General features: G+C 52.0%; 17 protein-coding genes, 1 tRNA gene and 1 pseudogene. 7 read left to right on the plus strand and 12 right to left on the minus strand.

What is annotated here, in order from left to right; genetic code table 11:
- Positions 1–94: 94 nt before the first annotated feature.
- The 3 genes from M0L20_RS19610 to M0L20_RS19620 all read right to left on the minus strand — a co-directional run bounded on the left by M0L20_RS19610 (position 95) and on the right by M0L20_RS19620 (position 4,663).
- The gene (locus M0L20_RS19610; protein WP_248478668.1) at positions 95–1,582 is read right to left on the minus strand and encodes a leucyl aminopeptidase family protein; all 1,488 of its coding nucleotides are present in this window, start codon (positions 1,580–1,582) and stop codon (positions 95–97) included.
- Positions 1,583–1,629: 47 nt separating this feature from the next.
- Positions 1,630–2,703, minus strand: coding sequence for an alpha/beta hydrolase (locus M0L20_RS19615; protein ID WP_248478669.1), 1,074 nt, complete (start codon positions 2,701–2,703; stop codon positions 1,630–1,632).
- A gap of 103 nt (positions 2,704–2,806) precedes the next feature.
- Positions 2,807–4,663, minus strand: a complete 1,857-nt coding sequence (locus tag M0L20_RS19620; protein WP_248478670.1) for a M61 family metallopeptidase — start codon at positions 4,661–4,663, stop codon at positions 2,807–2,809.
- A gap of 108 nt (positions 4,664–4,771) precedes the next feature.
- Here M0L20_RS19620 and M0L20_RS19625 point away from each other — a divergent pair, with 108 nt between their 5' ends.
- The 3 genes from M0L20_RS19625 to M0L20_RS19635 all read left to right on the plus strand — a co-directional run bounded on the left by M0L20_RS19625 (position 4,772) and on the right by M0L20_RS19635 (position 10,747).
- Positions 4,772–7,831, plus strand: coding sequence for a tetratricopeptide repeat protein (locus M0L20_RS19625; RefSeq protein WP_248478671.1), 3,060 nt, complete (start codon positions 4,772–4,774; stop codon positions 7,829–7,831).
- Between the two features lie 88 nt (positions 7,832–7,919).
- Positions 7,920–9,608 carry a porin family protein gene (locus tag M0L20_RS19630; protein ID WP_232558297.1) on the plus strand — a complete coding sequence of 563 codons (1,689 nt, stop codon included), beginning with the start codon at positions 7,920–7,922 and terminating at the stop codon, positions 9,606–9,608.
- Between the two features lie 20 nt (positions 9,609–9,628).
- The gene (locus M0L20_RS19635; RefSeq protein WP_248478672.1) at positions 9,629–10,747 is read left to right on the plus strand and encodes an HU domain-containing protein; all 1,119 of its coding nucleotides are present in this window, start codon (positions 9,629–9,631) and stop codon (positions 10,745–10,747) included.
- Positions 10,748–10,838: 91 nt separating this feature from the next.
- On the opposite strand, the gene M0L20_RS19640 is transcribed toward M0L20_RS19635, so the two are convergent.
- From M0L20_RS19640 to M0L20_RS19665, 6 genes are all read right to left on the minus strand, one after another.
- A complete protein-coding gene (locus M0L20_RS19640) occupies positions 10,839–11,699 on the minus strand; it encodes a glycosyltransferase family 2 protein (protein ID WP_248478673.1) in 861 nt (286 codons plus the stop codon).
- 177 nt (positions 11,700–11,876) lie between these two features.
- Positions 11,877–12,740, minus strand: coding sequence for a sigma-70 family RNA polymerase sigma factor (locus M0L20_RS19645; protein WP_009282104.1), 864 nt, complete (start codon positions 12,738–12,740; stop codon positions 11,877–11,879).
- Between the two features lie 75 nt (positions 12,741–12,815).
- Positions 12,816–14,942 (minus strand): polyribonucleotide nucleotidyltransferase, encoded by a 2,127-nt coding sequence (locus M0L20_RS19650; protein ID WP_232558300.1) that lies wholly within the window; start codon positions 14,940–14,942, stop codon positions 12,816–12,818.
- A 181-nt stretch (positions 14,943–15,123) separates the two neighbouring features.
- Positions 15,124–15,399 carry a 30S ribosomal protein S15 gene (rpsO, locus tag M0L20_RS19655; protein WP_232558301.1) on the minus strand — a complete coding sequence of 92 codons (276 nt, stop codon included), beginning with the start codon at positions 15,397–15,399 and terminating at the stop codon, positions 15,124–15,126.
- A gap of 117 nt (positions 15,400–15,516) precedes the next feature.
- Positions 15,517–17,028, minus strand: a complete 1,512-nt coding sequence (locus tag M0L20_RS19660; protein ID WP_232558302.1) for an LptF/LptG family permease — start codon at positions 17,026–17,028, stop codon at positions 15,517–15,519.
- Positions 17,029–17,139: 111 nt separating this feature from the next.
- A complete protein-coding gene (locus tag M0L20_RS19665) occupies positions 17,140–17,532 on the minus strand; it encodes an START-like domain-containing protein (protein ID WP_232558303.1) in 393 nt (130 codons plus the stop codon).
- 174 nt (positions 17,533–17,706) lie between these two features.
- Here M0L20_RS19665 and M0L20_RS19670 point away from each other — a divergent pair.
- Both M0L20_RS19670 and M0L20_RS19675 read left to right on the plus strand, forming a co-directional pair.
- Positions 17,707–17,780, plus strand: a tRNA-Met gene (locus M0L20_RS19670).
- A 360-nt stretch (positions 17,781–18,140) separates the two neighbouring features.
- Positions 18,141–19,235, plus strand: a pseudogene (locus tag M0L20_RS19675) (lactonase family protein).
- Positions 19,236–19,269: 34 nt separating this feature from the next.
- Here the strand turns inward: M0L20_RS19675 and M0L20_RS19680 are convergent.
- A complete protein-coding gene (locus M0L20_RS19680; RefSeq protein WP_248478674.1) occupies positions 19,270–20,463 on the minus strand; it encodes a cysteine desulfurase family protein in 1,194 nt (397 codons plus the stop codon).
- Positions 20,464–20,635: 172 nt separating this feature from the next.
- On the opposite strand from M0L20_RS19680, the gene M0L20_RS19685 reads away from it, so the two are divergent.
- Together M0L20_RS19685 and M0L20_RS19690 are read left to right on the plus strand one after the other, a co-directional pair.
- Complete coding sequence (locus M0L20_RS19685) at positions 20,636–21,478, plus strand: DUF2490 domain-containing protein (RefSeq protein WP_248478676.1); 843 nt, start codon at positions 20,636–20,638, stop codon at positions 21,476–21,478.
- Positions 21,479–21,573: 95 nt separating this feature from the next.
- Positions 21,574–22,167, plus strand: a complete 594-nt coding sequence (locus M0L20_RS19690; protein WP_248478678.1) for a hypothetical protein — start codon at positions 21,574–21,576, stop codon at positions 22,165–22,167.
- Between the two features lie 58 nt (positions 22,168–22,225).
- Here M0L20_RS19690 and M0L20_RS19695 read toward each other — a convergent pair whose 3' ends face one another.
- Both M0L20_RS19695 and M0L20_RS19700 read right to left on the minus strand, forming a co-directional pair.
- Positions 22,226–23,626 (minus strand): tetratricopeptide repeat protein, encoded by a 1,401-nt coding sequence (locus M0L20_RS19695; protein WP_232558308.1) that lies wholly within the window; start codon positions 23,624–23,626, stop codon positions 22,226–22,228.
- Positions 23,627–23,784: 158 nt separating this feature from the next.
- The gene (locus tag M0L20_RS19700; RefSeq protein WP_232558309.1) at positions 23,785–24,798 is read right to left on the minus strand and encodes an NAD-dependent epimerase/dehydratase family protein; all 1,014 of its coding nucleotides are present in this window, start codon (positions 24,796–24,798) and stop codon (positions 23,785–23,787) included.
- Positions 24,799–24,901: the final 103 nt, after the last annotated feature.

Here is a 24,901-nt window from a genome sequence, read left to right on the forward strand (position 1 = left end):
AGTAGTGTGAACGAGGCTGTCAACTACGTAGGTAACTGCGTAAGCGGACGGTTGGTTATGGGCTGGCGGGTTTACGCCGGTTGATTTTCTGCGGTTAATCCACGTCAGCCAGCCGTTGCAGGTAATCAATCAACAGTCGAATACCATAGCCAGTCGCGTTTTTCTGCGAGCCAAATTCGTTGTCGGCGAAGGCCGTACCGGCAATGTCCAGATGCGCCCAGGCCGGATGATTCTCGGTAAAGACTTCCAGAAACTTGGCGGCACTGATCGAACCAGCCACGGGTTTTCCGCTAAAGTTCTTCACGTCGGCTACGTCAGACTTAATGTCTTCCTTGTACACATCCCAGACGGGCATCCGCCACAGTCGCTCACCGGTATAATCGGCAGCGGTCGTAAGTTGAGCCGCCAGCTCGTCATTGGGCGTAAACAGGCCCGCTGCGTGGTAACCCAGGGCGGCAATGACGCTGCCGGTCAGGGTAGCCAGGTCGATCAGCACATCGGGCTGGAAATGACGCACCATATACCCCAGTCCATCGGCCAGAATAACCCGTCCCTCGGCGTCGGTATCGATAATCTCAATCGTTTTGCCCAAATACGAGGTAATGACATCACTGGGCTTGGTCGAACGCCCATCGACGCTGTTTTCCGTGGATGGGACAATGCCGATCAAATGAATGGGCAGTTTCAGCTTGGCGGCAACCTCTACCGTGCCGAGAACCGCAGCGGCTCCGCCCATGTCGCTCTTCATCAGGTGCATGTTGGTCGAGGATTTGATCGAAATACCGCCGGTATCGAACGTAACCCCCTTGCCCACCAGTCCCACTTTCGGCAACGGCTTTCCCGGCTGCGCAGCTGATCGGTCGGGTTTGTATTCGGCAATGATCAGGACGGGCGGGGTGTCACTCCCCTGACTCACGCTGAGCAGCGCCCCGAGTCCCTGCCGTTCCAGTTCGGCTTTGTCCAGTACGGTCACTGCATAGCCGTTTTCACGACCGGATTGAGTTGTCCAGTCGGCCAGCGTCTGCGGATTTTTGTAGTTAGCGGGCGCATTCAGTAAATCCAGCATTTCCCGCTGGGTTTGGGCAATCGCTTCGGCGCGCGAACGGGCTTGATTAGCCGTTTCTACCGCATCGGTATCAACCGTTAGCTGTAACGTCCCCGACTCCCCGTAGAATAGCCCCGCATCCGGTTTATCCGTCTGGTATAGGCGAAGATCGTATCCACCCGCCCGAATGCCCAGCACAACCGCTTCGACCACCTCGCCCGAAAAGCCAGTCAGGTTTACCTCAACCTGCTGAGGCAACCGGCTCTTCACGGTAAAGAATACCTTACGGAACGCTTTCAGCCAGTCGATGGCTCCGGGCTTCTTTCCCAGACCCAGCAGAAAAATTCGTTCTCCGCCCGGCTGATAAACGGGCAGAACCTCGTGCAGTTCCGCCTTGAAATCAGTTTGCAGAACCTGAGCGGGTAAGCTTAGCTGGTCGGCCAGGGTAGCCAGCGAATCGGCTAACGCTTCGGTTTGAACAACAGGAATAATCCGGGCGTTGGCCGAACGGCCCTTTATTTGTACGATACTAATCATGGTACACCTAACGCACTACGGATAACGGTTAGTTTCCGTTCGTCCATTTAATAAAACAACCACTCGACGGCTGCCGGAAACTCGTTCCCCCAGCAGGATTCGCTATGGGTTCCCTGGGGGTTGGTCGTTAGTTGAATAGCCATGCGCTGCTGCTGGGGCGGTTTACGCAAGGCATCGACAAATCGTTTTAGCCCCGGCACCATGCTCGCTGACTCGCTCTCCCCTCCGTACAGGTACCATTTTGTTCCAGCTGGTATCCGGCCCCGGGCCGCCGTCGTGAAAACGGTCCGGGATAACCAGAGGGAAGGCGAAAAGATCAGTAGCCGACCAAAAACTGTTGGGTACACTAAACCAGCGTACAGGCTGATAAGCCCCCCCAACGAACTCCCACCAATGCCCGTATGGGCCGTACCGGGTTCCGTACGAAACAAGGCATCAATGGCTGGTTTCAAGGTGCAGGCTACGAAGTCAAGGTATTTACGTCCTTCGCCGGTACCGGCCATCGTACGGTCCGGCGTAAATTCGATCAGGCGGTTCTCCGCCCCGTGATCGATGGCAACCACGATCAGCTCGTGATGATGACGCGAAGCCAGCACTGCCAGGCGACGGTCGATTTCCCAACTACCGTACGCCGAACCCGCCCCGATCAGGTTCTGTCCATCATGCAGGTACAACACGGGGTACCGCTTATCGGTATTTTCGTAATCATACGGCACCAGAACCCGCACCCGACGCGTTGTCTGCAATTGCGGAACGGCAAATTCCTCGTCGATCATCCCCAGTTTAGGCAGAAAATGGGGATTGTACGCGAGCCCAAACCACCGCCAGTGGGGAACAACAGCCCGCAGAACACCGGTTTTTTGATGGGAAACCCGATTGGGAGGTACGTCCCCAGCCAAGTCAAGTTCTGCCTGATCCCACCCCCCGCGCGTAAACTTGTATTCGAGCACGTCGGGTAGCTCCACCTCCGCCGGAAGGTCCAGCGCGTAACACCCCGGCCCGGTAGGCCACAGGCGAAGCGAGTCCAGGTTAGGATGCCAGCCGCAAAAATTACCCGACACGTAAACCGGACGGTCGTCGAGTACGGGCGTCGTCAGTTCAAAGCGCAACGGAGAAGCCATGCAATACAGTAGATGAACGTAAGACAAACCACACCAATACGCCCAAACGAAACAAGGCCAGACGGATGCCTGGCCTTGTTTTCACGGACTAGAACGGCGCGGGCTACTTGGTATATAGCCAGCGGGCATACAATGTTTTCTGCGCTTCCGTTTGATTCGCCAACGGTTCCAGCCGGTAGCTGACGAGCGGATTGGGGGTTAACGTAATCGGAAGCTCCCGCAGAATTCCCGCCCGGTTAACCAGCACCTTAAGCGTTTCGCCCACGCGCCGACCGCTGATCAGCCGCAGCAGATCGTCACCCACCCGAACGCTGTCCACCGAAATAACCTCGTCACCTACGTTTAGCCCATCCGTGTAAGCCGCCGATCCGCGCCGAACGCTCGTCACCGTCGATTTCCCATTGGCCGGACTCACTGCCGCTCCCAGAAAGCCATCCTGACTTCTGGCCGCTACATTGACCAGCCGAAGCCCGACGGGTTCGAAATACGTGTTGTAGTTGATCGGATCCGCCGTATTGACCGCCGTCGTGAAGAAGTCATCGAGTTTACGACCCGCCACCTGTTCAGCTGCCCGCCGGAATTCTTCGTCCGTAAACCCGCGTTTCTGCTTTTTGTAGTATTCGTTGTACAGATAACGCATCAGGTCATCCATATTCCGCTGGCCGTTGCTACCCGCCAAAATCGCCAGATTCAGGAGTGTTCCCAGAACACTTCCTTTGCTGTAGTACGAAATGGTGGTGTTCGACGAGTTTTCGTTCGGACGGTAGCCTTTAATCCAGGCATCCCAGCTCGATTCGGCTGCTGACTGCACGCGGTTACCCGGCTGATTTTCGATGGTGTTGATATCGTTGGCGACAATCGAAAGGTAAGCCTCGGGCGTATGAAACCCAGCCCGACGCAGGATGTAATCTTCGTAAAACGACGTACATCCTTCCGACAACCACAGCATGTGCGTGTAATTTTCGTTCTCGTAGTCGAACGGTCCGAGCGCAACCGGGCGAATGCGCTTCACGTTCCAGAGGTGAAAATACTCGTGCGCTACCAACGTGAGAAACCCTTTGTAGTTGCTTTGCGTCGAATACGCGTTGCGGTAGGTTTCGAGGGTGGTTGAGTTCAGGTGTTCCAGACCACCGCCCCCCTGCGGAATGTGGTGTACAATAAACGTATACTGCTTACAAGGGTGTTCGCCCACGACACTGGCTGCGGTTTCGCAAACCCGCTTGTAGTCAGCCGCCAGCTGTTGTTCGTCATAGTCCACATCGCCGAACATCGCCACGGTATGCGGTACGTTGGACGCTGTAAACCCAAACGTGCGCTGGTTACCGATCTCAATCGGCGAATCGACCAGCAAATCGTAATCCGGGGCGTCGAACGTGTTGGCCGCCCCCGCTACGGGTTCCAGGGCCGTCGTTACCGTTTTCCAGGATTTATAGGGTTGAACAACCACGCGGTGCGGTTGATTTTTCAGCGCATCGTGGTACATGAATATACTGGCGGGGGTTACGTACCCGTGATCGCTATCCACGAAACTGGTCCGTACCGTCAGTTCGTTGGCGTACACCCGGTAGCGGAGGGTCAGGTTGTCGTCGGTGGTCGTGACGCGCCAGGTGTTTTTGCGAATTTTTTCGCTCGGCACCGGTTGACCATTGACCGTTGCCGTAAACGCTTCTACGTTTTTGGCGTATTCCCGGATCAGGTACGAGCCGGGCGTCCAGACGGGCATTTTAATATCAACGTACCCATTTTTTTTGGCGTTGGTAGCGGCCGCGCTGTTTTTTAATTGCATCTCTACCTCGAAATAGTGCGTCTGCGGCTGAGGCATGGAAAGCACATAGACAATCGAGGGGGAAGCGGCCAGCGGGTTTTCGTCGGAATGGTTTACGGGATTAGCTGTCGATCGAAAAGCGGTAAAAAATGTCCAGACAGTAAGTAAATACAGGAGCCGGGCGTTTTTTTTCATACGGAAACAGGAGTACCTTCGTTTTTTGTCCAGAATTGACGTGATATTTGCCAATTTACTGGCGAAGCTACGACGCATTCAAAGGATTCACAACCGTTCATTTCGTTTATGCCCTATTCAAACCCCCAACTGGGTCAGTACCTGACAGTCCGATTTTCGCCGGACAGGTGGCTGTTTTCCCTGGTTTTTGGGTTGCTTACCCTGCTGTCGGCATCAGCCCAGCGCACCCAAAGTTATTCCGAACCCGATTACCACTACCGCAACGGTCAGGAGTTATTCGAGAAGCATAATTATGCCGCTGCCCGTTACGAATTTCGGCAGTATCTCGAACCCCGACGCGGGGATGGTACCCGTACGCTGCTCAATACCAGCGACCAGAACGCGGTTGAAGCCGAATATTACATTGCCCTGACCAGTCTGTACATTGACGAGCCGGGTGCCGAGGTACTGGTCGATCGGTTTGTTAAAAACCACAGTCAGCATCCGAAAGCAAGCCAGTTGTACGGTGATCTGGGCACGTATTACTACACCCGTCAGGACTACAGTAAAGCCATCAACTTTCTGGAGAAAGCCGTTGCGCAGGGGGGTGCGAATGCGACCTTTAAATACCAGCTGGCGCTCTCCTACTACAACACCCAGGATTTGCAACGGGCATTGCCCCTGTTGAATGACGTAAAACGCGACGCTAACTCGCCCGACGCTCCAGCCGCATCTTACTACGCCGGGATCATTAACTTCCGGAATAAAAATTTCAACGAAGCCGTAACGGATTTTCGGCGAATCGAATCGAATCCGACGTACAAAGATCAGGTCCCCAACTGGATTGCGCAGGCGCTTTACCGCCAGCGTCGGTTCGATGATCTGCTGGCGTATACCGAACCGCTGCTCCGCCGGACGGGTGGTGCGGGCCTGAGCGAAGTGGCTTTGTTTACGGCTGAAGTATATTATCAGCAGAACCAGTTCGCCAAAGCGATCCCGTATTACAAGCAGTACATCAACGCGGCTGGTGCCAAAGCACCGGGTGCAGTCAAATTCCGGTACGGCCAATCGCTGTTCCGCACGGGTGCTTATCCCGAAGCCATTACCCAGTTGAAAACCCTGGCGGGTGGCAAGGACACCACAGCCCAGTATGCAGCGTACACCCTCGGCGTGAGTTATCTGCAAACGCAGAACCCCGCTTACGCGTTGAATGCCTTCGATCAGGCCGGGCGCTTGGCATTTAATCGCGATATTCAGGAAGAAGCCCGGTTCAACCACGCCAAGCTGCTGCTGGATCAGAACAACGGAGCCGATGCCGTAAAGGAACTGACCGCTTTTCTAAAGCAATACCCCAACAGTAAATTTGAGAACGAAGCCAATGAACTGGTCGGCGAAGCGTATTTTGCGTCGAACAATTACCCGGCAGCCATTGCCTACATCGAAGGGTTAAAACGCCGGACACCGAAAATCAACGCGACCTACCAGCGCCTGACCTACAACCAGGGCGTCAGTGATTTTAACGCCGAACGTTACCCCCAGGCCGTTGCCAATCTGGATAAGTCGTTGAAGTTCCCGGTTGATCCCGAGCTTCAGCAGGGTGCCCAGTTCTGGAAAGCCGAAGCCTACTCGGCGGGTAAGCAATATGATACCGCCATTCCGCTTTACGCGAGCATAGCAAAAAGCACAGGCAGCTACGGGGGGAAAAGCTTGTACGGGCTTGGCTACGCCTATTACAACAAAAAGGATTACGCCCGTGCGCAAACGTACTTCCGCGATTTTGTGGGTCGGGGAACGGGAGCCGGTGATCCGGCGCAGGTGCAGGACGCCACCATTCGCCTGGCCGATTCGTATTTTGCGACGAAGCAGTACGAAAACGCTATGCGCTACTACGACCAGGCTATCGCCCAGAATGCCCCCGACAAAGATTATGCTTCTTACCAGAAAGCGGTCATTCTGAGCTACGTAGGCCGGGATGCCGAAGCAAAGGCACAGTTCGACCAGGTGCAGCGTCAATACCCGAATTCGCGTTTTGTGGACGAAGCCTTGTTTCAGACGGCCAACGTCGATTTTGAAAAAGGCGCGTATCAGGTGGCCATTCGGGGCTTTTCTAAGCTTATCGACGGCAAGCCGAACAGCACCCTCGTGCCGGCTGCGTTGCTGAAACGGGCCATCGCTTACGGCAACATTCAGCAGTACGATCCGGCGGTTGCCGATTACAAGCGTATCCTGGCTGACTACGGAGACTCCGATCAGGCACAAAGCGCCCTGCTTGGTATTCAGAATACGCTGAACGATGCGGGTCGTCCCGAAGAGTTTTCGCAGGTGCTGGGTCAGTACAAAAAGTCAAATCCGGCCAGCACTGACGTGGAGAAGGTTCAATTTGAAAACGCCAAGGATATTTACGCAAACCAAAAGTATCAGCAGGCCATTCAGTCCTTACTCGCGTTTATGCAGGAGTATCCGGCGAGTCCTAACACCAACGAAGCTCGGTACTACCTGGCCGAATCGTATCGCCAGACCGACGACGTGGCGAATGCCCTTCGCTACTACAACCTGATTATTGCGGATAATAAGTCGGATTTTCTGATTCGGGCGGCCACGCGCGCGGCTGATCTGGAAATCAAACAAAAGAACTACCCCCGCGCTATTCGCAACTACCAGGTCATCCTGGCAAAAGCAAACGGAAAAGCGGATCAGGTAACCGCGCAATTGGGTATGATGGATACGTACTTCGTGATCCCCAAACTCGACTCAGCCGCTGCGATTGCCCGTGAAGTCCTCGTAGCTGGTAACGTGGTGCCGGGTGCCCAGAACCGGGCGCAACTCATGCTCGGCAAGGTAGCGCTCAACAAAGGCGATTATAAAACCGCGCAGGCCGATTTCGAAAAAACGATTGCCCTGGCCAAAGACATCAACGGAGCCGAAGCGCAGTATTACCTCGGCGATCTGTTATACCGTCAGAAAAAATACAAGGAATCGGTGGCTTCGCTGCTCAAATTCAACGAGCAGTTCAGCGAATTTGAATACTGGAAAGGGAAAGCCTTTATCCTGGTCGCCGATAACAATGTAGCCCAGGACGAAATGGCCCAGGCCAAAGCGGTACTGAACTCAATCATCGAAAACTCATCAGACGAAGCCATCATTGCCGAAGCCAAACAAAAGCTGGCGAGCCTGGAATCGAAAAACTAACTTTTTTACTAGAGAACAGCGGACTGACCGGTATTTGTCCGCTCAACGCAGTTAGGCAGCCCGCTGTTCTCTATCATACATCAACCGTATGATTCGCCCAAGCCATTCAATACCCACCCTTTTTCTGGTTTCCCTGTCGGCTACGCTTTTTGCCCAGCAGCCTAAACCAACGCGTCCGGCCAAAGAAGGAGAAGTCGATAACCAGGAAATCACAGTCGAAAAAAGCCGAAAGATCGAACTCCCGCCCGCTAATCGACTATTTAACAAAATCCCGTCGGTGAAACCATCGGCCGAGCAGCGGAAACTCACGTACGAGTTTGAAGATCGCAAGCTAACCGTTGGTGATCCTCGCATCACGCCCGGCGTACTGGCCCCCGCAACGGGTCAATCCGACGACACTCCCGCTTTCAGCAATTACGTAAAAGTTGGCGCGGGGAATTACAGCTCGTTTCTGGGCGAAGGTTTTGTCGGAATCAATAACCTATCAAACTTATCCCTGGAAGCCTCCGCCCGCCATTTATCATCGGCCATCGGGCCAGTGGATGGTAAAAATTCGGCCCAGAGTGATACGCGCTTAAAGGTGACGGGTAAATACCTGACCGATGCCTTCAAGTTACAGGCCGATCTCGGATACGACCGGAACGGCTACAATTTTTACGGGTACAGCCGGGAGTATGCCGCCCGAGCCGACTTTAACCCGGACCTGATCAAACAACGCCTGAGTACGTTCAACGTTCGGCTGGGTATCGAAAACGCCAATACCGAAAACGCCATCGACTATTCGCTCCGCACGGGGCTTACCTCGTTGGGCGACCGTTTCAATGCTTCCGAAACGGACTGGGGCACAAACTTTACAGGGTCGTTGGGCATCACTGACAATGTCTTTGCGCTCGTGGCTGCGGATGCGTACGTCACCCAGCGCTCCGATGGATCAATCGTTGATAACCGGAATTTATTCCGCGTGAAGCCGACGTTCAAATACACGTCTCCGCTCTTTACGGTTACGGCCGGTATCAACGCCGTCAACCAGACCGATTCGCGCCAGGGCATCAACAATACCCGGGCGTTTCCGGTCCTTGATATCGACGTGGTTCCGGTAGGAAACATTCATTTCTTCGCCGGCCTGGATGGCGACATTAATCGAAACACATTACGCTCATTATTAAGCGAAAACAAGTGGTTAGCTCCACAAGTACTTTTAGTTAACACTGTTAAGTCGCTGGATATCTATGGGGGTTCGAAAGGCGGGCTGGGTGGTGGCTTCTCGTACGAAGGCAAAGTGTCGTACGCCAGCTACCGAAACTTCTCTACTTTCAACAATACGTTTCCTGACTCAACAAAGTTTTTTGTCCTTTACGACGGTGGTATTTCCAGGGTGCTGACCATCTCCGGTCAGCTGGCCTATGCGCGTAAAGACAAATTCCGATCGACGCTTAAAGGCGACTTTTTCCGCTACGGCCTTGATCGGCTGGAAGAAGCCTGGGGCCGTCCACAATTCGCGGGTACCTGGACCAACTCGTACATTCTAAACAAGAAATTGTTTATCACGGCGGATTTGTACTTTTATCAGGGCATCAAAAACAAAAATGTTGTGTCTAACACGGTCTATACCCTTAAACCGATCTACGATGCCAACATCAAAATTGACTATTTCCTAGGAAAACAGTTGTCAGCGTTTGTCTCGTTAAATAATATCTTTAACCAGAACTACCAGCGCTATTTGTATTATCAATCGCAAGGGCTTAACTTTCTTGGCGGAATCAGTTATTCATTTTAACAACTGCCTCCGGTTACCTTATGGCTTCCGTTAATGACTATCTTAAAAAGTTGCTGTACCAGTACGACTGCGTAGTTGTGCCCGAACTGGGTGCTTTCCTTACGCACTACCAGCCAGCATCCTTTACGGAAAGTAGTGGCATATACCTTCCTCCCCGCAAACGCGTTGCCTTCAATGAAGCGTTGCGACTCGACGATGGTATTCTCGCTAACTACATCATGTTGCATGAGCCTGTTACGCGGGAAGGCGCTCAGCGTCACGTCGGTTTGTTCGTTGGCGAACTACGGCAACAGGTCGAACAAACAGGCCGCTTTGAACTGGATGGTATCGGTACGTTTTCGCAGAATGAAGAAGGTCGGCTTCAGTTTGATCCGAGTCTTCGGCATAACTTTTTCGGAGAAGCGTTTGGCATGAGTGCCATTTCCGTACAGTTGGTCGATCAGCCTGCTGTTGACCAACCGGTCCTGGAAGCGGTTCCCATTACAGCCCTCGGACCGGTTCTTGTTCGCGACGAAGACACAACGATCGAACCGATTCAACCGTCCTACTCCTATTGGCGCGTGGCAGCAACCGCTCTGCTAATTGGATCGCTTGGGCTAATCAGCTATTTTTCCGTTTTGAAACCTGGGCAGTCGTTACAAAGCAGCCTCAATCCAGCCAATTTATTTCGTCTTCCCGCGCTAAACGCTGAGCATTCGACGGTTATCGCGAAAACGAAAAAACAAGCTGCGGCTCCCAAGACAGCCGTAACACCGGCTGTTGTACCCGTTGCCGAACCGATCGCTGAGCCTATTCCGGTTAAGCCAATCGCGACTCCGGTTGAAACAAACCATTCGCCTGTAGCGTTGAGCAAGCAACCTCAGGTTCAGGTTACGGACAAAGAGGTCGTCAAACCCGTACAAACAGGTCCTTATTATACCGTGATCGCGGGTAGCTTTTCCAGTAAAGTGAATGCCTTGCGGCTGAGAAGACAGTTAAAAAAGGCGGGCTATACGGATGCTTACGTTATTTGCCCCACGCAAAAAGGCCAGCTTTATAAAGTAGCAGCCGCCGGTTCCTCCGTTCGCGATGAAGCCGTCGCCAGTATGAGCATTATCGAAAAAGTAGCGCACTCGGAGCCCTGGCTTTATACAAAGTAAGTTGTGCAATATCGATTTAGAAGGGCGTCTCGCTAGCGGGGCGCCCTTTCTTATGAGACGGAACTACGCGCTGTTTCGGCTTCCTAACTTTTCAATAAAAGCTTTCTATCTTTAAAATCTGCTCTTCAACTCCGCTGGGCACGACTCGGCGGCTGGCTACTATGGTCGGGGCCGCCTGAAGGGCGTCCACGAAGCCCTTCCGTATGTTTACGTCTTTAGGAACAGCCTTCAGAATAAGCAGTGTATGCCGCAGGGCGTAATAAAATGGCCGACGCAGCCAGTAGTACCAGATGGTATCCCGGGTAATGTGTCGGGTACGCAACGAATTATTTCGTAGCTTAGACGGGTAATGGTGCGCAACGACATCGGCTGCGTAGGCCAGGCTCCACCCTATGGTACGCATGTCAACCGAAAATAAACGCTCTTCACCGGCAATGGCAAAACGGTTGTGAAAGCCCCCTACGCTCAGAAACGCTTCTCGCCGTACCACGACGGCACAACACACAAAGCCAAGAATAGCAGGGCCAGGTAATGGGCGTGGATCAGTAATCGGACTGTCCTGCATGGCGTGACACACCGGATCTTCCGCTTCGTCTTCTCCCACCAGCACCTTTCCGGCCAACACACCCAAGTGTGGGTACTGCTCGAAATAAGACACCGCTTTATGCAGCGCACCCGGCACCCAAAAGGAATCATCGTCGCAAAAGGTAATCAATGCTGTTTTTGCCCTTCGTACCCCTTCGTTACGAGCCGAACACGCCCGGTTTTCCGTTAACGCAACTACGGTTACATCGGGAAACAGGGCCCTGACTTTCTCCGGTGTCCCATCGGTGGATGCATTGTCGACAACGATAATGGGTGGCTGTTCGGGTAAAGCAACTAATTTACCGATTGTCCAAAGTAGCGTATCGACCCGGTTACGGGTGACAATAACAGCGGTTACATCAAGCATTGCCCAAGCTGATTAAATAGACGTTCCACTGGGACAACTGCGGAGGATAAGTGGGTGTTCGAAATGCCAAAGGCTGAACAAGCAAATGGCCTTCGCTTTCTCATTTTCCAGGAAGGGGTAGAAATGATAAAGGCTCCCACACACGCAGGAGCCATTTATCACACACAAACAGGAATGTTAGCCAAGGTACGTTTTTAACGCCTTCGACCGGGACGTATGCCGGAGACGACGAATGGCTTTTTCTTTTATCTGACGAACCCGCTCACGGGTTAGATTGAATTTTTCACCAATTTCTTCCAGCGTCATGGCATGTTCGCCATTTAAGCCAAAGTAAAGGGTAATCACGTCGGCTTCGCGCTGGGTCAATGTCGACAAGGCCCGTTGTACTTCCTTCCGTAGCGAATCGTTGATCAGGCCCGAGTCGGGTTTATCTTCGCCATCGTTTTCAAGCACATCAAGCAGGCTATTTTCCTCACCCTGTACGAACGGAGCATCCATCGATACATGGCGACCCGAAATTTTCAGCGTGTCGACAACCTCAGCAGCTGAGATTTCAAGCACGGCTGCCAACTCTTCCGGTGACGGCTCACGCTCAAATTTTTGCTCCAGATCCGAAAACGTTTTCGAAATCTTGTTCAGCGAACCCACGCGGTTCAATGGCAGACGAACGATACGCGATTGCTCGGCAAGTGCCTGTAGGATCGACTGACGAATCCACCAAACGGCGTACGAAATAAACTTAAACCCGCGTGTTTCATCGAATCGCTGCGCGGCTTTGATCAAACCCAGGTTACCTTCGTTGATCAAATCACCCAGCGAAAGTCCTTGGTTCTGGTATTGCTTAGCAACCGAAACTACGAAGCGCAAGTTGGCTTTGGTCAACCGTTCCAGTGACAGTTGGTCACCTTCACGGATTTTTTGGGCCAGAGTTACTTCCTCGTCGGGCGTAAGCAGGTCTACTTTACCAATTTCCTGCAAGTACTTGTCTAACGACTGGCTCTCGCGGTTGGTAATCTGTTTTGAAATTTTTAGCTGTCTCATGATACGTTGCCCCTACTCGGGTAGCTCTATAACGCTAACTTTTGACGTTGCATTACACAAAAAAGTAACAATCACTTACGCGTTTTTGTTCTCCGGCTTCGGAAGAAGAACTTTGCGAGATAAGCGATACTTTCCTGTCTTTTTATCGATGTCGATCAACTTTACGGAAACTTCTTCGCCTACTTGTAGAACGCCTTCCATTGACTCCAGCCGTTCCCATTTGATCTCGGAAATATGCAAAAGTCCATCTTTTCCGGGCATAAATTCAACGAACGCACCGAAGGGCTGAATGGTTTTTACTTTACCAACGTACACTTCGCCAACCTCCGGCACGGCCACAATACCCTTCACGCGGGAAACGGCTTTGTCCATGCTTTCCTTGTTGGTTGCGAAGATGCTTACCCAACCCGCATTATCGTGTTCATCGATGTTAACGACAGCACCCGAATCTTTCTGGATATCCTGAACGACTTTACCACCGGGTCCAATAACGGCACCGATTTGGTTCGTCTCGATCTTGATAACAATGGCGCGGGGAGCGTGGGCTTTCAGATCCGAACGGACATCGGCAATTCCTTTCGCCATCTCGCCAAGAATGTGCAAACGGCCCCGGCGCGCTTGTTCCAACGCCTGTGCCAGCACTTCATACGACAGACCGTCAACTTTCAGGTCCATCTGGCAGGCAACAATACCGTTTTCGGTACCCGTCACCTTGAAATCCATATCACCCAGGTGATCTTCGTCACCGAGGATATCCGACAATACCGCGTATTTCTCGCCATCCGAGATCAGCCCCATGGCGATACCGGCTACTGGCGCTTTGATTTTGATACCCGCATCCATCAGCGCCATCGTTCCGGCACATACCGTTGCCATCGACGACGAACCGTTTGATTCCAGGATATCAGAAACGACCCGGATTGTGTACGGGTTCTCGGCTTCCGGTGGCAGCACTTTCTTCAACGAACGGTGCGCCAGATTACCGTGTCCGATTTCCCGGCGGCCAGCACCCCGGTTAGGTTTTACCTCACCGGTCGAAAAACCAGGGAAGTTATAGTGTAACAGGAATTTACTGTAGCCCTGGAACATCGCCTGATCGACGATCTGCTCATCAATCTTGGTTCCCAGCGTAACCGTCGTTAATGACTGCGTTTCGCCCCGGGTAAACAAGGCTGATCCGTGCGGTCCCGGCAGATAGCCAGCCTCCGCCGAAATCGGACGGATTTGATCCAGCTGACGACCGTCTAATCGAACGCGCTCGTCAAGTACCAGTCGGCGGGACGCTTCCCAGACCAAATCATGGAAATACGTTTTAACCAGACCGACGTTAACCTCCGATCCTTCGGGGAACGTAGCCAGGTATTCCTGCTGCACTTCTTTGAAGCCTTCCGAACGGCCCTTTTTGCTTGGGTTCTGCCGACGGGCTACTTCGTATATCTTATCGTAGCAATACGCCCGAACAGCCGCCCGCAGTTCTTCGTCGTGCGTTTCGTGGTTGTACTCGCGCTTTTCGGTCTTGCCAACTTTCGCTTCCAGTTCTTTCTGCGCCTGGCATTGTACTTTGATGGCTTCGTGAGCGGCCTTGAGAGCCTCGACCACTTCGGCTTCTGAGCATTCGCTCATCTCGCCTTCCACCATACAAATATCTTTTTCCGTCGCGGCTACGATCAAATCAAGGGTAGCCCGGTCAAGATCAGCCGTTTTTGGGTTGATTTTGTACTGACCGTCAATCTTCGCCACCCGCACTTCGGAAATGGGACCGTTGAACGGAATATCCGATACGGCCAGCGCTGACGAGGCAGCTAGCGCGGCCAGGGCATCGGGCTGAACTTCCGGATCAGCCGAAATCAGGGTTATAATTACTTGTGTATCAGCGTGATAATTGTCGGGGAAAATAGGCCGCAGGGCACGGTCTACCAAACGACTGATCAGAATTTCGTGATCGCCCAGGCGACCTTCACGCCGTTGGAAGCTACCAGGAATTCGACCAGCAGACGCGAATTTTTCCTGATAATCAACCGATAAGGGCAGGAAATCAACGCCTTCTTTAGCCTCTTTACTCGATACGACTGTGGCTAACAGCATGGTGTCGCCCAACCGCACAACCACCGCTCCGTCGGCCTGTCTGGCCAGTTTGCCGGTTTCGATGGTAATTTCCCGCCCGTCGGGCAGCGCAACGGATTGCGTGGTGATTTGAAACATACAACAGATTTTGAATACGCCCTCTTGCAGCTTTACCGCTATTCAGACCGGGACAATCCCGATCTGGTATTTACTTTATTTACGAACCGCTTTGATGTCAACGACCACTGACCTACTATGGAAATCACAAAAATGAGGGAATCTACTGATGAGCAGATTCCCTTTTTAGTGCGTGGTCCGATTATTTTCTCAGGCCCAGTGCGGCCAGAATGGCCCGGTATCGTGTGATCTCTTTTTGTTGGAGGTAGTTCAACAGGCGCCGACGCTTACCTACTAATTTTAAAAGACCTAATTGGGTGCCGTAATCGTGCTTATGAACTTTCAGGTGCTCGGTCAAATGACTGATCCGGTACGTGAACAGCGCGATCTGGGATTCGGCCGACCCGGTGTCCGTTGCACTTTTGGCGTGGCCCGAGGTGGAGAAAATCTCCTGTTTTTTATCGGTCGTTAGATACATCTTCAGACAGCTAATTAATGAATAAAAAAATAATTTTGGGTGCAAAGATAAGAAAAATAGTGATTTATTGGCGTTCTTTCCACTCGTTTTTCAAAATAACGAACGTTTGTTTTTCTTTTAGCCAACAGCTACCTTCTGCTCCTTCCGGGCCGCCCATTTTCGTTTTAATCGCTCCCAGGCAATGACATAAATGTCTTTATCGAAGAGCCGGGAATCATGGCGGGCACGCTGCATCAGAAACAGCCCTACCGGAAACAAGACCAGGTTAGCCATCCACGCGCCGATAGGCACCCACAACAACCCTTCTTTGGCGTATTTATCGCCGGTTAACGTCAGTACGTACAGAAAGATAAAGAATACAATCGATACCAGTACGGGCAAACCAAATCCTCCTTTTTTGATAATGGCTCCCATCGGGGCACCGATCAGAAACATCACGAACACCGAAATGGCCTGCGTAAACTTGTGATGGGTTTCCAACTGGTATTTCCAGACGTTCTTTTCTTTTTCGTTCAGGTACGTCACGTTCGATGTGGCGTACGACAGAATATTCTGCGCCTGGCTGTAGGCCGTTTGGGCCAGTTCGGGCTGGGCAATTTTTTGTTTATTCAGAACCGAATCGACCCACTTACCGTCTTTTACAGGCACTTGTTTCGGCAGGTTGTTGGCGCTGTTGAGCTTAAACTGATAGTTGTAGTACTGCTTTGCCGTGTTGGCAACGCTCTGGCTCGTGTTTTTGTAATCCTTCTGCAACGAATCCGTCAGGGTCGAAAGCTGTTTCAGGTCTTTCATGTACTCGTGATACTCGAACTGGTTTTCGTCCGTACGCTTGATACCGAACGACTCCAGACTGATAACGAGCCGGTAATCCTTGAATCCATTCCGGACGAACTCCGCTCCTTTGGCGGGTGAGCCATTGCTGGCGTAACTCACCGTACTATTTCCAGAATATTCCTGGTAATCGTTTCCGTTGAAAAGCTCAAAGACGAGGTAAGTCCGGTCTTTATCCGTATACATCCGCCCCGAATCGGCCAGAATGATTTCCCGGTTTCCGGTTTCCATTCCGTTCGTCGGATGTTTGTAGATGACCAGTCCTTTCAGCAAATCGCCGGTTGTACTTTCTTTAGCGGTTTTGACTTTCTGGTCCACTTTGATGCTGTAGCCCGGCAGGTCATTGTAAAAAATCCCTTCTTTTAGGCTGAGCGTCGCTTTGGCCGTCTTGATATCGTACAAAAGGCTGTAGCCTTTCAGATTGGCCCAGGGCGACACGCTGTTGTTGAACCAGAATGAAAACGCACTGATCCCCACGGCTACGATCAGTAAGGGGCGCATGGCACGGGTAAGCGAGATACCTGCACTTTTTAGAGCCGTCAGTTCAAAGAATTCGCCCAGATTTCCGAACGTCATCAGCGACGACAGCAGGACAGCCAGCGGCAGCGCTGTTGGAATGGTCAGTAGCGCAAAGTAAAAAAGCAGGCGACCGAAGGTGGCTAAATCGAGGTCTTTCGAAACAAAATCGTCAATATAAAACATCAGGAGCCGCATCAGAAAGATAAAGATGACGACACCCAGGGTCAGAATAAACGGCCCCCAGAATGAGCCGAGTACTAACTTATCTATTTTCTTCATGCTACTATGCCGCTCATGCGGTTCGAACAGCCCAGCAAACGGGCGACGATTCGTAGGTGGTTTCTATACTATACGTATAACCAGCGGCTACCGTTCATTCATTAACAATAATTAACTGCCAACAATTTCCCGCAGCTTATCCATCAGGCCATCCCAAAGATCCTTTAGTTCGTCTTCGTCGGTGGTCGGTGAGTAATCCGTTACGCGCAAAAACGTCGACTGAGTCAGTTCGGATTGATCCACGCGGAAATCAATGTAATTATTGTCGGCTCCACTCTCCGCCGTATCCAGAAATTCAAAGCGCACACCTTTGTTCTGCCGCATCGATACCTGCCGGGCAATGTGGCTCTCGTTGTCCCATTGAAAATCGTACCGTTGTTCAGGCATCGTATTGACTTTATTGGCGAACCATTGCGATAAGCCGGATGCCGTACTGATGTAAGGAAACAGCATTTTGGGCGAAGCCCGGAGTTCATATTCGACAACAAATTTAAATTTCTCCATAGCGACTCATTTAGAAAAAGGAACAGGGATACACATCGGACGCTCAGCCCGTTAGTTCGCAAACGGAATTAACGGCTGATGGGGTCTGAACAAAGGTAAACGATTTTTTTTGCGAAAGTCAACGCACTTTTTTGCTTCGGCGCAACTTTTGTGTACTTTTGTGAAACCAAACCCGGCGGGGTAGCTCAGATGGTTAGAGCGTAGGATTCATAACCCTAAGGTCGGCAGTTCGATCCTGCTCCCCGCTACAAGGATCAAGCCTTTTGCACCAACGCGAAAGGCTTTTTTTATGATTAGTTTGCCGTTACCCGGTAGCTCGTCCTTTAGAAAGCTCCCCCACTTATCCGGCAAATAACCTCGCTTATCTCGCCGTCATTAACTCAAAAAACCCCTTATACGGCTCAGAATCGCTCAAATGAACCGTTTTGCGACAATCTTTTGGTAGAACAGCGGACCAATCGGGTCGTAAATCCATTGCCGGAACACGGAAAAGACGGGCAACGGACCATTTGCTGACAAAGCGGCCGCATTTACCCCCGATACCAAACCCTACCCTCGGCAATCAGGTTGGCTAATGGATCACGGATGTCCTCGTTTATCCAACAGTTATGACGCCAACCAAACCGGTCAGAGAAATAGTATACGTCGGTACGTACTCCGTTCGCGGTAGCCAGGGAATTTATGTTTTCTCCTTTAACCGAGCTAACGGTACGTTCGTACGTCAGCAAACCGTTGCCAATGCCAAGAGTCCTTCTTTTCTGGCGATCCACCCGTCGGGACGCTACCTGTATTCGGTCAATGAAGAAGACGATCAGGGAGACGATCATTCGGGTACGGTCAATGCTTACGCCATCGATCCGCAATCCGGCGAACTTTCGTTTATTAACTAACAACGCACGCACGGGCAGGCACCTTGCCACATCAGCATTCACCCAAACGGGCGATTGGCGTTCGTTTCCAATTACGGGAGTGGTAGCCTGTCGGTACTGTCACTGCTCGATGATGGGTCGTTCGGTGAAGTCGTCCAGCGAATACAGCATACGGGCAAAGGCGTTGATCCAGAACGACAGAACGAACCGCACGTCCATTCGGCCATTCTTTCAGCCGATAGCCGGTTTCTGTACGTATCGGACCTGGGTACGGACAAGATCTACCTGTACGCAGTTGACGAGGAAAATGCAACGCTCACCCCTCATTCAACACCCTATATAACGGTTGCTCCCGGTTCGGGTCCCCGATTGGTCAGTGTTCACCCCAATGATCAGTTTATTTACTGCGTGAACGAAATGAGTTCGACGGTTGCCATCATCCGGCGCGACGTAGCGGCCAATACGTTTGAACTAGTTGACGATAACGTCCGCTTTTTACCCGAAAGCTACGCGGGCGAACGATCCGGGGGGGATATTCACGTCGATGCCGCAGGGCGCTATCTGTACGTTACCAACCGGGGAAACAATGCGCTTGCCGGTTTCTCCATCGGGACGGAAGGCAGGCTAACGTATTGTAGCCTGCACTATACGGGTGGCGACGAACCCCGAAACTTTCTGGTGGACGACCAGGGAGACTACTTATTCGTCGGCCATCAGGAAACCGACAGGATCACCGTCTTCCAGCGCGACGCAGCCACGGGTGAACTAAGAGCCACAGGACAGGAGCTTTCCGTCCCGGCTTCGGTATGCCTGCTCATGCTTCGTCTGGAATAAAGCAACATCAGAAGGCCCGTCCTTCTATCAGCCTTTACTTTACCAGTTCTTTCTGGTACAGACCAACCAGCGTATCGACGGCATAATCAACCTCCTCGGCGGTATTGTATTTACCGAACGAGAAACGGACATAGCCGCGCTCGGCATCCAGACCAGGTAAGGCTGCCAGCACGTGCGAGCCAACGTTGGACCCACTCGAACAGGCCGATCCACCAGAAGCGGAGATCCGGGCAATGTCTAAGCTAAACAAAAGCATATCATTGATGTCGGATGCGGGCAGGCTGACGTTCAGCACTGTATATAAGCTATTGTCGATATCAGCGGAGTCCCCATTGAACAAAACCGGTCCACCAGCGCCGTCGGGCATTTTTTCCCGAAGCTGCTCAATCATCCGGCGTTTCAACGATGTGATGTGCTGCCGATGAGCGTCCATATCGCGGTAGGCAATTTCAAGCGCCTTCGCCAGGCCAACGATACCGTACACATTTTCGGTCCCCCCCCGCATGTTGCGTTCCTGGGCACCTCCGTACATGAACGGGTGGATCTTGGCGCGGTCGGCATTGACGTACAGGAAACCGACGCCCTTGGGACCATGAAATTTATGGGCGGCTCCAACGATAAAGTCGACGGGTAACTGTTGCAGATCATGCCGGAAATGCCCCATCGTCTGCACCGTATCCGAATGAAAAATCGCGTCGTAGGCACGGCAGATTTCGCCCGTTCGATGCAGGTCGAGCATGTTGCCGATTTCGTTATTGCCGTGCATAAGCGATACCAGCGAACGCCCGTTACCCTCGTTTCGATTCGATTCCAGCAGCGATTCCAGATGAGCCAGATCAATGTGTCCTTTCCGGTCCACGTTAACCAGACTTAACCGAATAACGCCCCGCTTTGCCAAATGGTCGAGCGTGTGCAGTACGGCGTGGTGCTCTAGGGGCGACGTGATCGCATGGGTCAGCCTATACGTTTCGATGCTGCTCTGGATTGCGGTATTATCGGCTTCGGTACCACCCGAGGTAAAGAAAATTTCGGCGGGCGAGGTATTAAGCAAACCAGCCACTGTTTTCCGGGCTTTTTCAATGGCCGTCCGCACGGGCCGACCGTGACTATGAATGGAGGATGGATTACCAAACTGCTCTGTCATAAGCGGTAACATAGCATCCAGAACTTCGGGGTCGAGCCGGGTCGTCGCGGCATTATCCAGGTATACAGCAGCAGTAGGTTTCATAGTTTGTCGAATATACGGTCGGCTTTTAATCCGGCAAAGGTACACCAAACCCCCGTAAAGTCGAAACACAATCCGAATCTTGGGCGTTCTCCTAATTCTATTTATAACCAATCCCTGAATTATGAAACAGTGGCCCGACTCCACAGACATTGGGCCCTGATTACACCCGTGTATGAAGCATTTGTTACTCTTATTTTTTTGCTTGGTCTCTTTGTTTGTACAGGGACAGAACTACCGGAATGACGTTCGGAATCGGGCCGTTTTCTGGACAGAGGTCAACCTGGTTTACAAGACGGCTGGTCGATGGAGTTTCCAGTTGGATCATCAGTACCGCCGTCAGGCCGATGATAACAACGGTCGGGACTTGAATGCGTTTCGGCATCCGCTTTTACAGGTCTTTCGGCCCTGGATTAACTACCAGCTTTCCAAACCCGTCAGAGTGTCTCTTTCGCCCATCGGTTTGTGGTGGAACTGGGGCCGGGTCAATGACTATCAGCCGACCACGTTTTTTCAGGAAGTTCGCATTATTCCTCAGCTCCAGATTACTAAACCGGCGGGCGATGGCGAATTTGTTCAACGCTTCCGGACCGAACTCCGCTGGCCTTCCCAAACCGATACCCTGACCAGTGCCTACGTTTTTCTTTCCGACGGGGAATCGCAGGAGGTGCTGGCCGACCGCTTCGATGTCCGGTTGCGAGCGATGGCCCGCTGGATCAATCCCATTTTTAAACGGCATAAAGATGATAAGCGGTGGTATTCGCACCTGAGCATCGAGCCAATGGTGGTGCTGTCGGCGTCGGCTGCCCGCTTTGACCAAAACCGCACCTACGTGGCGCTGGGTCGGCAACTGGGCGAAAACCTGCGGGTAGAACTTGGGTATTTGAATCAGTTTACGGTTCAGCGCATACCCGACGACCAGTTGCGTCTGTTTCGCTTCAATCATGCGCTACACATCTACGTGTACTTTGAAAATCCACGGCGCTCAAAAGCCGAATCAGACTCCGGCCCTGAATAATTCACGGGTAACGGCTATTTCGTGCATTAATTAGCTTATTTCCTTATTTTATGTTCCTATTTCTGCATATATTTAGGTATTCGATACACATACGTATGAGAAATGGTAGTCTAATCCTGGCCGCAGTAGTCTTTGGTTCAAGTACGTTGTGGGCGCAACATCGCGTTACGCCACCCAGCACGATTTTTATTCCCGTCGATCAAACGCCGACGCCCAATTATCAGTACCACGATGGTACGGCGACGCTGATTGATGGTACCGTCTTACAGGGGCGCTTTCGATACAACGGTAGAAACACGTTCGTGTACCGAACGGGCGGACAGGCTCCTTCTAAACGGATCGGCTTTTCGATGATCCGGCGGCTGGCGGTAGCGGGTGCCGATTCCACGACAACGACACGGTCGGATTCGACTATTTTTGTCAGGCTGGGGCGTCGGCTCTACCGCCAGCTAACGGGCGGGACAACCATGGTTGTTGATCGGCGCTTTAGCGTTGATGAGGAGCGTGGCCGAATCGGGCAACGGCTTTATGTGCTCGATGACAATGGAGATTTTCACCGATTTTCCTCCCTGCAAAAACTCAATAAATGGTTCTACGCGTTTCGTGAGCGGTCGGGCAAAAGCCTGCCGGACGTTTTTTTAAACGAAAACGAGATTGTCAAAGCGGTCGCCCGGATCAATGGCGAATAAGCCTACAAAAAAGCCCCGGCTGCGCACAGTCGGGGCTTTTTGTGACCAGTTACTTCACTTACTTTTTATACTGCTGAATAATCTTGTAGAGCGCCTTTTGCTTTTCCAGTTCAGGAAAAAATTCAAACAACTGCACATGGGCATCGTAGTCGAGCGACAGCGCAGCTTCGAGTTGAATCAACGACTCGCGGTAGTAACCAGCGTGAATCAGGTACACTGCCGACCGGTAATACAGATCCGCTTCTTTCGGCATATCATCAATTCCCGCCTGAATAATCTCATTCGCGCGCAGGAAATCGCCCTGATCGAACGGTACTAGTGACCAGGTCAGGTATACATCCGGATTTTCGGCATCTACCTCAGCGGCTTTCTGAAACGCTTCAATACTCGAGAGCACATTGCCTACTTTATACTCCGTTTCGGCGATGGCCAGGTGGTATTCGCCGTTCTGGTCGTTTAGTTTTACGGCCTTTTGCAGGAAAGGCAACGCTTCGTACCACTTACCGGATTCGCTCAGACAAACACCGATACCGTACCAGGCTTCATCCCACAAGGCATCCAGTTTGATGGCTTCGCGGTATTCTTTGATGGCTTCGGGCAATCGATCCTGCTTTTCCAGACTAGCTCCCAAGTGGCAATACGTATCCGCCGTTGCTTCTTCGTATTTGAGCGTTTCCCGGTAGCAGACCTCAGCTTTCTCGAACAAGCCCATGTTCATGTAGGTATTCCCCAGGTTGAAATGAGCTGATGAAAAATCAGACTTAATAATAACGGCGTAGTCGTAGGCTTCAGCCGCTTCGGCGTAACGGGCCAGCTTGCTGTAGGCAATTCCGATGTTGTACCAGGCATTGTACGAGTACGGGTCTTTATCGATCAGTTGCTGGTAATAAGCCAGGCTGTTTTCTAACTCACCCGTCACGTCCAGACAAAATGCCAGTTCGTACAGCGCGTTTTCGTTGTTGATGTTGAGGGCAATCGACTTTTTATACTGAACGATGGCTTCGTCGTATTTACCCCAGTTCTGATAACTCTGTCCTAGCTGAAAAAGAATATCATCTTTGTCTTCAGCGCGGTCGAGCAGTTGTTCCAGCACCTGAATGGATTCTTCGTACCGACCCGCCATGTTCAGGACGGAACCCTGCATAAACGGTACATCCAGATCGCCGGGGTTAAATAAAGAAGCCCGTTCCAGCAGGTCTAACGACTCGTCATAACGTTGAAAATTGGCCAGGATCTGGGCTTTGTCGAGCATAAGCTCCAGCGCATACGGAAAGTTTTCCAAACCGGCCTCGGCGGCTTTAAACGCCTTGTCTAAATCACCATGATTAAGGTAATGCTCAATCATCTGCTCATAGACATCCAGGTCGAAAAACTGGCTTTGCTGCTGGTCCAGCATTTGCTCAAAACGCCGGATTGTTTCTTTAATATCGCCTTCTCGTTCTTCGAACTCTTGCTCCATGCTGTTGCCTTCAAAATTGTGGGCGGATAGGGGCCGCACCAAGGGTGCGATTTATCCTTTGCTTCATCAATATAAACGTAAAAAAACGAAACTCCAATCCCAAGCCTGAAAATTTTCGAACCACGCAGCTTGGTCTAACCAACGCTGAGCAACCCTTCTCACGACTTCAAAAACGCGTTTGCGACACGTTGGAGCGTCTCACTGAGCGGTCGGTACTGAAAACCAAGCACCTGCCTGATCCGTTGCCCGTCGTAGGCATACCGCGAACTCGACGAACGAGCCGTTTCCCGCGTAATTAAGGGTGCCTTGCCAACCAACCGCGCCCGCACAGCCTCCAGGGGCCAGAGCAACCGGGTTAAAGTAGGTGATACCCGCCTGGTCGGAGGACGTTTGTTCAGTACTGCTGCTATCTGTTCTAACAAGGATTTGTACGGAATGGTGCCCCCGTTCAAAATGAACCGCTGTGCCGTTACCTCCGATTGCATCAAACCGACGAGCGCATCGGTCACGTCGAGCACGTCTACGTAGTTGACCAGACCGGCCGGATAAAACGGTCGTTCATCGTAAACGTACTTGATCAACTGCAAACTGCTCCGACTCCAGTCGCCCGCACCGAGAACAATCGACGGATTTACCAGTACGGCATTGAGTCCTTCGGCAATGCCACGCCATACTTCCAGTTCAGCCCGGTATTTGGTTTTGGCGTAGGTTGAATTATTGGGCGACTCTTCCCATTTCTGTTTTTCGGTCACCACGATCGGGCCATCGGTCTTCCCTCCTTTCGGCAACGGGCGACCAATGGCCGCTACGGAGCTGATGAGGCCCAGCTTTCGAACCCCGGCCTGTAAACAAACATTGACTACGTTTGCGGTTCCATCGACATTGGTACGTTCCATCTGGTCGCGGTCTTTCGGCACAAACGATACGATCGCGGCTGCGTGCACCACGTCTATGCCCGGAGCAATTGCTGCTTCAAGGGCGGGAATATCCAAAACGTCCCCTTCGTGCCAGGTAATTTTCTCGGCTACATCCGTCAACAGTCCGTAGCCGCTTTCAGCCCGTTTCAAAGCCGACACCGCGTAGCCTTCCGCCAGATACCGACGCGTGATGTGAGAGCCAATAAAGCCAGTTGCTCCGGTAATGAAAACCGACTTAGGTAGTGATGCTGTCATTCAAAATTCGTTCAGGTACGAGCAAGCCTTGAGTCCTCGTGTTCCACGCATCGCAGGCTTTTACAAGCCGTTGACGAATGGAAAGGTTTTGATTTCGACCCGA

This window comes from Spirosoma liriopis (assembly GCF_023196085.1).
GTDB lineage: Bacteria > Bacteroidota > Bacteroidia > Cytophagales > Spirosomataceae > Spirosoma > Spirosoma oryzicola.